4 protein-coding genes and 1 pseudogene are annotated in these 12,462 nt (G+C 61.7%); 2 read left to right on the top strand and 3 right to left on the bottom strand.

What is annotated here, in order from left to right; genetic code table 11:
* Positions 1 to 264: 264 nt before the first annotated feature.
* A complete protein-coding gene (locus ABE493_RS08170) occupies positions 265 to 8,856 on the top strand; it encodes an autotransporter-associated beta strand repeat-containing protein (protein ID WP_346498446.1) in 8,592 nt (2,863 codons plus the stop codon).
* A gap of 229 nt (positions 8,857 to 9,085) precedes the next feature.
* Here the strand turns inward: ABE493_RS08170 and ABE493_RS08175 are convergent.
* Positions 9,086 to 9,556: pseudogene (locus ABE493_RS08175) on the bottom strand (ATP-binding protein); the annotation flags it as partial.
* Positions 9,557 to 10,000: 444 nt separating this feature from the next.
* The gene (locus ABE493_RS08180; protein ID WP_346498447.1) at positions 10,001 to 10,480 is read right to left on the bottom strand and encodes a helix-turn-helix domain-containing protein; all 480 of its coding nucleotides are present in this window, start codon (positions 10,478 to 10,480) and stop codon (positions 10,001 to 10,003) included.
* Positions 10,481 to 11,500: 1,020 nt separating this feature from the next.
* Here ABE493_RS08180 and ABE493_RS08185 point away from each other — a divergent pair.
* A complete protein-coding gene (locus tag ABE493_RS08185; RefSeq protein ID WP_346498448.1) occupies positions 11,501 to 11,770 on the top strand; it encodes a helix-turn-helix domain-containing protein in 270 nt (89 codons plus the stop codon).
* 173 nt (positions 11,771 to 11,943) lie between these two features.
* On the opposite strand, the gene ABE493_RS08190 is transcribed toward ABE493_RS08185, so the two are convergent.
* Positions 11,944 to 12,411, bottom strand: coding sequence for a hypothetical protein (locus ABE493_RS08190; RefSeq protein WP_346498449.1), 468 nt, complete (start codon positions 12,409 to 12,411; stop codon positions 11,944 to 11,946).
* Positions 12,412 to 12,462 lie beyond the last annotated feature (51 nt).

Below are 12,462 nucleotides of genomic sequence, written 5' to 3' on the forward strand. Positions count from 1 at the left end.
CGGTGCTGTTCACCGCCAGCTGCTCCGCATTTCTTACGACCGCAGCGCTCTTACGTTCAGAGCACATCATCGGCGGCTCTCGAGGACGTGCCCCGAGCTCCCAGCGGGCCGGGAAGCGCGATTTCTCTAAATTTTTTGCTGGGTGCTGCCGCTATCCAACGCGGGAGATTCCGTGGCGGCCTGCTGACGGATCAGCTCGGGCAATAAATGTAAATTTTTAGTTAAACATCAGTCGAGTTTCAATCACCGCCACAGGGGCTTGTCGTGAACCATATCTATCGATCCATCTGGAATCCTGCGTTGGGCACCTTTGTGGCGGCACCGGAGATTGCCCGGACCGGCAAGAGCTCGGCAAAGAAAAGAAAGCTGGCCCTTTCCGCCGACGCGCTGGCGGTAGATCTGGACAACAGGCTCGGGCGGATACGGCGGCTGTCAGCAGCTACCGCGTTGTTCTGCCTGGCGGGTATCAGCCCTGCGGCATGGGCTGGTTGTTCCACCACCGACTCAATCGTGACTTGCTCGGGTGTGCCGTCATCGGTTCCCAACAACTTTGCCAGCGCAGCGGACAATCTGACGGTCAACGTGACTGCCGGGGCGGAAATGAACGCCGCGCTCGGTGGCAAGGTGGTGGAGCTGACCGGGCCCAACATCATCTTCAACAACTTCGGCACGGTTGATCCGGGATTGCAGGGACCTGTCTTCTCGTTGAGCGGTGGTGCCTTCATCGGCGCGGGGCCGAGCGGTGCGGTCAGTGTGTCAAACAACGTCGGTGGCACCCTGGGGGGGACCGGCATGATGTTTGGGCCCAGCCTGGGCAGCATCAATGGCTTGGCGCTTGGCGTGAACAACGGCGTGACCGGCACCACCATCATCACCAATGACGGCACCATCACCTCAAAACCGCTGTTGGGCCTTAGCGTGATGAATGCCGACACGGCCGTGGTCGGCGTCTGGGGTGGCTCGCAGGTCAACATGACCAATGCAGGGACGATTACCGGCCGAGTCGCGTTCGAGGCCTCGGCGTCGGGCAACAGCTTCACCAACATCGGCTCCATCAACGGCAGCGTGTCGCTGGGCGCCGGCAGCGAAAATACCTTCACCGCGGTGACTGGATCGAGCATCAGCGACGGCGGCGGAATGGGTGGCGAGCTCGGCGGGCCGGCCGACGTCAACCTGAGCTTTGCCGCCACCGGCAAGGTCGATGGCGGTCTCGGCGGTAACAACAGCCTGGTCCTGCAGAACACGATCGGCGCAGGCGGCGGTACTGGGGGAACCGGCACGGCGTCCAGTTCCACCTACGTCAACTTCAACAACCTGATGATCAACAGTGGCACCTGGACCTTGCAGGGGCCATTGGTCAGCGGCTTCACCACCCTCAATGGCGGCGTCGCCAGGTTCGACGACAACGCCACCTTCGGCAGCGGGACGATCACCGCCAACGGTGGCAGCCTCGAGGCCAGCAGCGCCGGTTTGAAGATCAGCAACCAGCTCTTGCTCGGCAGCGGTGGCGTTACGGTGCAAGGTGCCAATTCAACCACCTTGAGCGGGAGCATTTTCGGCAGCGGCAGCCTGAGCAAGTCCGGCAGCGGCGGCCTGACCCTCAGTGGCGCCAACAGCGGCTACACCGGCACCACGTCACTGAATGCGGGTACCTTGCTGGTGACCAACAAGGATTCGCTGGGGAGCGGCGCGCTCAACACCGCTGCCGGCACCAGCCTGGACAGCACCACCAACGTCACCCTGGCCAACAACATCGGCATGGCCGGCACCCTCAATGTGCTCGGCAGCAACGCGCTGACGCTGGCTGGCGTGCTCTCCGGCACTGGCGCGATCACCAAGTCCGGCACGGCCAGCCTGACCCTGACGGGCAACAACACCAACAGCGGCGTTACCGCGCTCACCGCCGGCCGCCTGATCGTCGGCAGCAACACGGCGCTCGGCACGGGCGCCCTCAACGCCGCGGCCGGTACGACACTGGATACCAGCACTGCCGTCAGCCTTGGCAACGCGGTGACCGTCGGTGGCGCGGTGACCGTCGGTGGCACCGCCAATCTGACCCTGGGCGGGGTAGTCAGCGGCGCCGGCAGCCTGGAGAAAAACGGTTTAGCCAATCTGAGTCTCAACGCGGCCAACGGTTACGCCGGCGGCACTGCGCTGAACGCCGGTACGATCACTGTCGGCAACAGCTCGGCGCTGGGTTCCGGCGCGCTGACTGTCAATGGTGTCGCGACGCTGGACAGCAATTCGCCGCTGGTCAACCTGGGCAACGCTGTTGTGTTGAATGACGGTTTGACCGTTGGCGGCACGCAGAACCTCATCCTCGGCGGCGTCACCAGCGGCACTGGCTATTTGATCAAGAAAGGCGCGGCCAATCTGTCTCTCAATGGCAACAACACCTTTGGCGGCGGTACCCGGCTCAATGCAGGTACGCTGACCCTTGGCAATGCCAATGGTCTGGGCAGCGGCGCATTGATCGTTGGAAGTGCGTCTACGCTGGATACCAGCACCGGCATGAGCGTGGGCAACAACATCACCCTCAACGCCGGCCTGACCCTGGCCGGCAGCAACACCCTGAACCTCAGCGGCGTGATCGATGGTGCCGGCAGCCTGACCAAGGACGGCTTTGGCGACCTGACGCTCAGCGGCAACAACACCTTCACCGGTGCGCTGAACATCACCTCCGGCAGCCTTACCACCGTCAGCAGCGGGGCGCTCGGCAACACCTCCGGCGCCAACATCAGCGCCGGTGCCAATCTCTATCTCAACAGCAGCGCCAGCCTCAGCGGGCTGAGCGGCAGCGGCAGCGTGCAGATTGCCGGTGGCAACATCCTGACGTTGGGCGGCGTGAGCAACACCAGCACCTTCGACGGTGACTTTGGTGGTAGCGGTGCGCTGACCAAAGTCGGTACCGGGACACTGAACCTCACCGGCATCAACGGCATCACCGGCAACACCAACGTCAACGGCGGCACGCTGAACCTCACAGGTTCCCTGGCCAGCTCCCAGCTCAATGTCAACAACGGTGCGACCCTCACGGGTACCGGTTCGGCGCTTGGTTTCATCACCGTCAACAGCGGCGGTCATCTGGGGTTGTCCTCGGGCAATACCTTGTCCACCTCGTCACTGATTCTCACCGCCAACAGCAATCTCGACGCGAGCCTCGCCACGCCATCGACTTCCTCGCTGATGAACATCGGCGGCAACCTGACCCTCGACGGCAATCTCAACGTCACCGATGCCGGCGGCTTTGGTGTCGGTGTCTATCGCCTGTTCAACTACATCGGCGCGCTGACCGACAACGGCCTGACTGTGGCGGGTGTGCCGGTCGGTTATGGCCTCGGCGACATCCTCGTGCAGACCCTGGGCAATCAGATCAACCTGGTGGTGTCGGCGCCGAGCACCAACATGCGTTTCTGGGACGGCAGCCAGACAATCTCCAACGGCAACGTGGATGGCGGTACGGGCACGTGGAGTGCCGGCGGCACCAACTGGAGCAATTCCAGCGGCACGGTAAACCAGACCTGGGCCGATGACTTTGCGGTGTTCCAGGGCTTGGCCGGTACGGTGACGGTAGATGGCACGCAACTGTTCACCGGCATGCAGTTCCTCACCGATGGCTACAACGTGGTGGACGGTACGTCGGGTCTGCTGACCGCCGTCAACGGTAGCGGTGGCACCACGGCGATGCGGGTCGATCCGCTCGTGACCGCCGTGGTCGGTGTGAACATCGACGGCAGCGGCATTCTCAACAAACTCGACGCAGGCACCCTGGTGCTCAATGGCGCCAACAGCTACACCGGTGGCACGCAACTGGACGGCGGCACCCTGGTGGTCGGCAGCAATACCGCACTGGGCACTGGCGCGTTGATCGCCAATGCCGGCACCGAGCTGGACAGCAACACCGCCGTGACCCTGGCCAACGCGACCACGCTCAACGGTAACCTCACCGTGCGCGGCAGCAATGCGCTGACCCTCAACGGCGTGATTGGCGGCGCCGGCGGTCTGATCAAGAACGGCGCGGCCAGCCTGACGCTGGGCGGCAACAATACGTTCTTCGGCCCTGTGAAGTTGAATGCCGGCGCACTGATGCTGGTGTCGGACACGGCGCTAGGCGCGGCAACACTCACCGCCAGCGGCGGCACCACGCTGGATACCAGCACCGCGTTGACCGTCGGTAATGCAATCGACCTGGCGGGCAACCTCGACATCGTCGGTAGCAATGCGTTGAGCCTCGGTGGCAGGGTCAATGGCGGCGGCAGCCTGAGCAAGAGTGGCGCGGCCAATCTGACCCTGGGCGGCAGCAACAACTTCCTCGGCGGCATCACCCTCAATGCAGGCACCCTGACCGCCGGCAACAACAGCGCCCTCGGTCTGGGCAATCTCACCGTCAACGGTGCCTCGGTGCTGGACAGCCAAGGCGCACAAAGCGTTGGCAACAACGTGGTGCTCAACGCCAACCTGACCAATGCCGGCAACAGCGACCTGACCCTCGCGGGCTCGGTCAGCGGCACGGGTGGACTGAGCAAGAGTGGCGGGTCGATCCTGACCCTCAACGGCATCAACACCTACAGCGGCGGCACCACGCTGAACGCTGGCACCGTGACCCTCGGCACCTCGGCGGGCCTGGGCTCCGGCGCAGTGACCGTGGCGGGCGCTTCGACCCTCGACACCACGGCGCCGCTGGTGCTGGCCAACAACGTCAACGTCAATGCCAACCTGAGCGTGGCCGGCAACAACAACCTGACCCTCGGCGGCGTGATTGGCGGGGCGGGCACCCTGACCAAGAACGGTCTGGCCGACCTGACGCTGTCCGGCAACAACACCTTCAGCGGCACGTTCGACGTGCAGTCCGGCAGCCTGACCACGCTGGGCAACTCGGCACTGGGCAGCAACGCCGGGGTCAATCTCGGCGCTGCGGCGACCCTCAATCTCGGCGGTTCCGGCAGTCTCGCCGGTCTGACCGGCAGCGGCACCGCACTGATCGGCGGCGGTAACACCCTGAGCATCGGCGGCAACAACGCCAGCAGCATTTTCGCCGGTGTGCTCACCGGCTCCGGCGAACTGCGCAAACTCGGCACCGGTACGCTGACCCTGAGCGGCCTCAACAGCCTGACCGGTAACACCACGGTCAACGCCGGCACCTTGAACGTCAGTGGCTCGCTGGACAGCGCCAGTGTGCTGGTCAACAGCGGTAGCACACTCACCGGCGGCGGCTCGCTCGGCGGGGCCGTGACCGTGGCGGACGGTGGTCATCTGGCCGGCGCCACTGGCAGTACCCTGTCGGTGAACTCGCTGGTGTTCAACGCCAACTCCAACTTCGATGTCGGCCTCGGCACACCGGTTTCCGGTGGCGGCAACGCGCTGGTCAACGTTGGTGGCAACCTGACCCTCGACGGCACCCTCAACGTCAGCGACATCGGCGGTTTCGGCAGCGGCGTGTACCGGTTGATCAACTACACCGGTGGCCTGACCGACAACGGCATGTTGATCGGCAATGTGCCCGGCAGCGTCACGCCGGGCGACCTGACCCTGCAAACCGCACTGGCCAACCAGATCAATCTGTTGGTCACAGCCCCGGGCGTCACCGTGCAGTTCTGGGACGGCAACCAACTCGTCGCCAACGGTTCGGTGGATGGCCGCAGCGGCACCTGGGGCACCGGCACCACCAACTGGACCGACGTCAACGGCACGACCAATCAGGCCTGGACCAACAGCTTCGCGGTGTTCCAGGGCACGGCGGGCACCGTGACCGTCAACGGCGCGCAAACCATCACCGGCCTGCAGTTCGTCACCGATGGCTACAGCCTGGTGAACGGCACGGCGGGGACGTTGAACCTGGTCAACAGTGCGATGGGCAATGCCACGGTCCGGGTCGATGCAAATTCCACCGCCACCGTTGGCGTAGCGCTCAACGGTGGCGGCCTGCTCGGCAAATACGACACCGGCACGCTGGTGCTCAATGCTGCCAACGGTTACAGCGGGGGCACCGCGCTCAATGGTGGCACGATCGTGGTGGGCAACAACGCTGCGCTCGGTACGGGCGCACTGACCGCTGCCGACGGCACCGCGCTGGATGCCAATACAGCAGTAAGTCTTGCCAACAACCTGGTCCTCAATGGTGGCTTGACGATTGCCGGCTCCAACGCCTTGAGCCTGGACGGCACGATCAGTGGCAACGGCGGCCTGATCAAGGCTGGGGCATCCAGCATGACGCTCAACGCCGCCAACACCTACGCCGGCGGAACGGTACTCGAAGCTGGCCGCACGATAGTGGGCAACAACGCTGCATTCGGATCGGGCGCGTTGACGGTTGCCGGCGCGGCCACACTGGACACAAACAAATCGGTCACGTTGGCAAACCAGGTGGTGCTCAACGCCGAGCTCGTCGTAGCAGGCAACGACGCGCTGACGCTGGATGGAAACATCTCCGGCACTGGCAGCTTGAGCAAGAATGGCAACAGCACGCTGACATTGAACGGCGTGTCCTCATACACCGGCGGCACCCATGTCAACGCAGGCACGCTTGCGCTGGGTGCGGGTGCAAGCCTGGCGGCCAATGGCGTGGTCAATCTGGCCAGTGGCGCCACCTTTGATCTGTCTGCCGGCAACGGTGCGCAGAGCTTCGGTACGTTGGTGGGTAGCGGCAAGGTCGAGCTGGGCACCAATACGCTTGCCTTCGGCGGCGCCCAGGATGGCGTGTTCGATGGGGTGGTGAGCGGTAGCGGCGGCCTCGTCAAACAAGGCGGCGGTATCGCAACGCTTACCGGCACCAACACCTATACCGGTTTGACGCAGGTGGCAGCCGGCACCTTGCAGGCGGGTTCGGCGGGCGCTCTGGTGCAGGGCGGTGGCTACCAGGTGCAGTCAGGTGCCACGTTGGATCTGAACGGCCACGCCTTGCAGGCCAGCAGCCTGAGCGGAGCAGGCGTTGTCACCCTGGGTACGGGGGATTTGACCGTCACTACCGCTACGGGTGTGGTCTCAAGCTTTGCAGGCCGGCTGGACGGCATGGGTGACCTGATCAAAAGCGGTGAGGGCACGCTGGCACTTGAGGGCGCGAGTACCTTGAGCGGGGACGTGCAGCTCAAGCAAGGCCGCATCAATCTCGGCAATGCGCAGGGCCTGGGCAGCGGCACATTGTTCATGGACGATGGCACCACGATCGCATTGACGGCCAATGGCATGACCATTGCCAACGCCCTGCACATGACCGGGCAGAACGATCCCATCATCGATACCGGTGGCAACAACGCGACCTACGCCGGTGCCATCAGCGGTGCAGGCTTCCTGAGCAAGCAGGGCGCCGGAACCTTGACCTTGAGCAGTACCGGCAACACCTATACCGGTGCGACCGAGATCGCCCAGGGCACGTTGCAGGCAGGTGCCAGCAACAGCTTCAGCGCCACCTCGGCACATGCGGTGGCACGTGGTGCGGTGCTGGATCTGGCCGGCTACAGCCAGACCCTGTCCAGCCTGAGCAACAGCGGTACCGTAAAGCTCAACAGCAACAACGGCACCGCGCCGGGGACCGTACTAAAAATCACCGGTGCCTACGTCGGCAACAATGGCAACCTGGGCCTGTCCAGCGTGCTGGGCGCCGATGGCAGCAGCACCGACAGGCTGCTGCTCAGCGGCAGCGCGGCGGTGGCCAGCGGCAACACCACCGTCTACATCACCAATGCAGGCGGTCTCGGCGCCCAGACCACGGGCAACGGCATCCAGATCATCGGCACGGAAAACGGCGCCAGCCTGCAGGCGGGCAGTTTCAGCCTGGCCGGCGGCCATATCGATGCCGGTGCCTTCGAGTACCGCCTCACCCAGACCGCGCAGGGAGCCTCGCTGCATTCGACCACGACCCAGGTCGACCCGGGCACGCCAACAACAACCTACCGTTCGGAAGTGCCGCTGCTGTCGGCCTTGCCCGCACAGTTGCGGCAGGCCGACATCAGCATGCTCGGTGATCTGCGCAAGCGCATGGGCGATGACGCCGCTGCAGCGACGACGGTCAGCGCCGATGCGGGCGCCAATCGCCGGGTCTGGGGGCGCTTGCTGCGCACTGACCCGAAGATCCGCCAGCAAGGCACGGTCAGCCCGGAAAGCAGCGGTGATCTGAGCGGCTTCCAGGCGGGTATTGATCTGTATGCCAACGATGCGCTCAACGCCGGCATCTACGTCGGCCAGCTGGAAGGCGACATGCGCGTGCACGGTTTTGCCGGTGGCGTGCAGGGCAAGTACGTAGGCTACAACGACCTGTCCAGCCGCTACCTGGGCGTGTATGGCAGCTGGCAGGACAGTGCCGGCCGCTATCTCGACGCGGTGCTGCAAGGCGCTGACCATCGCAGCGACCTGCGTATGGCCGAACAGGCGACGCAGGCCCGCAGCAAGGGCAATGGCGTGCTGGCCTCGCTGGAAGTGGGCCAGTCCTTTGCGTTGACCAGCAACTGGCAGATCGAACCGCAGGCGCAGTTGATCTACCGCAAGCTTGATCTGGACGACACCAGGCTGAGCCTGGCGACGGTGAGCAACGAGGCCGACGATGACCTGACACTGCGCCTTGGCGCACGCTTGAAGGGCAGCTTCGCCACCACGGCGGGCGTGATGCAGCCCTATGCACGCATCAACGTCTACAAGGCCAGTGGCAGCGATGATGTCGCCAGCTTTGCCGCGCCGGCCGGCGTCACCGCGATCAAGGCCAAGGGCGGCTATACGTCGACCGAGATGGCGCTCGGTGCCAGCCTGCAGCTCAATCCGCGCAGCGCGATCTTCGCCGAACTGGGCAAGCTCTGGGCCAATGGCGGTGACAGTCGTGTCGAGAGCGGGGTGCAGGCCTCGGTGGGTGCCAAGCTGCAGTGGTAAACGCAAGCGCGTAGCTCGCACGTAGGCAGGCTACGCAGTAAAAACCAGGGCCCGCAGTCATTCCGCTGCGGGCCTTTGCGTTTATGGCGGATGGCGGGCAGGCGGTGGGCGAAACGGCGCGGAGTGGCGTGTGGGTGCTGCGATGGCTTTCCAGCGTGGAGCGCAGTGGTCCGTGTGGCGCAGGCCTGTGCGTGGCAGGCGTTGTCGCTGCTTCCATGGGCAAGAACAATCACGACTCCCTGGCGTCATTGCGATCCAGTTGGCGGTAGCCTATCGCTTCGGTCAGATGCGCCCGTTGGATCGCGGTTTCGGCGGCAAGATCGGCAATCGTCCGCGCTACCCGCAGGATGCGATGCATCGACCGCGCCGAGAGCTGCAGGCGTTCCATCGCCTGCTCGAGCAGGTCTTCATCGGCAGTGGACAGGCGGCAATCGCGCAGGGTTTCCGCCTGCGTCAGATACGCATTGGCCTTGCCGGCACGTTGCAGTTGACGTGCACGTGCCTGCATCACCCGTTCGCGTACCTGCGTGCTGCTCTCGCCGGCGCTGGCATCGCCACGTAGTTCACTCGGCGCCAGTCGCGGCACCTGCAGATGCAGATCGATGCGGTCCAGCAGCGGCCCGGAAATGCGCGCGCGATAACGGCGGATGCTTTCCGCCGAACAGCGGCAGCGCCCGCTGCTGTCACCGGCCCAGCCGCACCTGTACACGTTACGTTCGCGGTCATGGACAGCGCGAACATGCCTTACATCAGAGCTTCACTGGCTGCGAGGCGATGTCCATGGCAGACCTCTAGAGACCATGGACAAAATATCAGGTCAGGGAGTAGAGGGGGGCAAGCAGCAAGTATTGAGATGATCTATCTACTGTTTGCCAAGCTTTTTTGGTGGTAGTCAGAAGGATCGGGAATATTTCTCATCGGATGAGGTCGAGTGCGTATGCCGGGCGCAGACTGCTATCCCGCCCGACAATCTCTCTATTTAAAGTCTCATCGTGAGATCTTTACTAGGCACGCATTGATGCAGTCGCGGGGGTATTCTCTGGTCGATTGCTAGATAGTTCGCGGCTGGACGTTAACTCGGTCATAAGTTTCAGAGCGCTGGCAAATCCTTAGGGTTCTGTATCTATAGCCGATCATATGTAGCCTACGGGTGCTCTTCCCATAGGCGTTCGTCCGGAAATAGCTTGTTAATCTCGTGTATCGCTAATAAAGGCAGACTCTCCTGTGCCACAGTCAGCCCGGACAGATTAAAGGTACCTATCACCCTGCTTTGTAGCCATGATGCAACAAGTTGCGCGCGACGATAACTGACTTCCTCTTCCAGTGAGCGGCGTGGCAAGAGAATTACTAAAAGTTCACAATCAAGTGCCTCAGCTGCGTTCGAAAGCGAAGTCATGCTGATAGTGCCATTTTCTTCTCCTAGTTCGATTCGTGCCACTCGCTGTACGCTCACGCCAAGCCTCTTTGCGAATGCGCGGCGCGGCATGCCAAGTGCCTCGCGGATGGCACGAATCCAGCCCTTTTTTGGGGCAAGAAGTATAGATTTAGGTATGGATCTTAGGGCTGCGAACCGATGGTCAAGCTGCTTTCTTGCTAAATGTCGCATTACTCGCGTAACCGTCATTTTTCCTCCTGTTGGTTGAGATTAATGCTTGAGGATTGATTGGTGGTATTAGATGAATAGTATTCGGAGCTCTTCTAGGGGGCTGCTTCTCTGTACTCCAAGAGATATGTGCGAGAAGCCTTTGCCAGTTTTCCATTACAGAGAACTGGAAGGGAAATCTAACCAATAGCTGGATCCAATCTTCAGGATTTTCTCCAACGCTGCGTCAGTAGTGATTGGCAGTCGCCACTGCGATCCTGGAAGAAAACAGAAGTCAGTTCGGTGAAGCCTGCCTGAGGATTCCCTTGCTACAAGCCATTTCGCCTTCGAGTGCATTTCTCGCACCATTGTGGCGACGGAGGTGGCTTCGTTTCCGTCGGTTCGCAGTAGTTCGCTTGCAGCTCCGCGAGAAGAAGACCAGAGCACATAACGCTTTCTACCCAAACTGAGGCGCCCCCATTCGTACCCTTGGCTGTCCAGGATGTGCTCGGCAAGGCGAGGATCTATGCAGTGCCGGCGCAGCAGGTTGTTTAGGTATCCCAACACTTCTCCGTCAGCGAGCTGTAGCCAAAGCCAGCGCTTTGCTCGACTATCGAGAGTGCAGCTCCAATTTTCCAAGATGTCTGATAGCGCAGTCGCTAGGTCGCCGCACATCGGCCAGTCGTTGCGATAGGTCCAACTGAGTGGATCGTAGAGTGAGCGTCGAACGGCACCTGATGGGGAGGTTCTGGTCGCAATGACGCCGATGTCTCCTAGAAGTGCTATGAGGCGTCGAGCGACTGCGGGATCCGAACACACCGGAGCATTCAGCCAAGTTGATCGCTCAAGCGCATACCAAGCACATGTGTATAGCGGGCCCAGAGATACGGCTATGCGGCCAAGTTCGGGCCAGTATGGAATGAGGGTCGATTTGTCATGGCCATAGATCACTCGATGCCCGGCAAGCTCTTCCAGAAATGGTGCAGCAAGCAGCTAGTCTACATGATTTTCGTGTAAGTGCCTCCCCCCGCCTAGGCTTTAGCCGCTCAATGGGGCAATGGCATGGCTACGAAGACGATCTATCAGAATGCCTATCTCCACTTGGTTGGAACTCTTCGTGCCCGTCGCGAGTCGATGAGCATTAGTCAGACCAAACTAGCGGCCCATCTGGGTTGGCCTCAGCAGAGGGTCTCGATGATAGAGGCCGGTTCGCGACGTTTAGATCTACTAGAGTTTTGCCGCGTAGCATCGGCTCTTGGATACTCGATGACTGAGGTCTCCGAGTTAATTTCAGTTGCTTGGAAAGCTGCCAGAACCACATCTATCAAGTGATGCGCTGTCGATGGGAGAGCTGCTGATTGGTATGACGGCAGAGTCGTATGGGATACCCTGCCGCTTTCTAACGCACTCAGCAGATGAGTAGTTTAAATCCATGGGTTGCTGTGGATTATGATTGTCCACGTAACTGTTAATGATATAGGGCCGTCAATCGATAGCCTGCTTACCTACATAAGATCACCAAAGTCGTCATTCAGGCGACCCGTCGCGACCTTCCATGCCATTCGAAGAGCATTTGCATCGACCAGTGCGTGATGGCGACACAATTTTAGTTCCGGATGCTTCGAAAACCACCTCTCAAGATGGCCAGTCGTAATGGCATCTCTGCTCATCAGAGTGCACGGGAAGGTTGGCTGTGGTTCGAGTTGGCTTGCTGCCTCGTCGTAACCCCAAGATAGTATCTGCCGGAACAACTGCAGATCGTTCGGATAGTCCGCTATGACATGGGGCGAGCTTTGATCTTTCAGGAAGGCGAGAAGCGCTCCCGAAAGGGCATCGTCAGTCAAAGCGTAAGAGCCTCGCTGCAGCAGTGGATAGACCGTTGTCGCCACGAACTGCGTGGGCGCTGAAGGTAGAGGATCGCGCTCGGCGTAAAACGTGCTCGTCCCGTCCTCGCTGATTAGCGCGATGCTCACAAGCTCGCGTCCTTCCTCGTCTGCCCATTCGGTATCTAGGAACAAATACGT

Origin of the sequence: Stenotrophomonas terrae, from assembly GCF_039674165.1 — a bacterium.
In the GTDB taxonomy this organism is placed as follows: Bacteria; Pseudomonadota; Gammaproteobacteria; order Xanthomonadales; family Xanthomonadaceae; genus Stenotrophomonas; species Stenotrophomonas terrae_A.

Bases quoted from the DNA above. Each gene is read 5' to 3' on its own strand.
- ABE493_RS08180 (WP_346498447.1), bottom strand. From the start codon at position 10,480: ATGACGGTTACGCGAGTAATGCGACATTTAGCAAGAAAGCAGCTTGAC.
- ABE493_RS08185 (WP_346498448.1), top strand. From the start codon at position 11,501: ATGGCTACGAAGACGATCTATCAGAATGCCTATCTCCACTTGGTTGGA.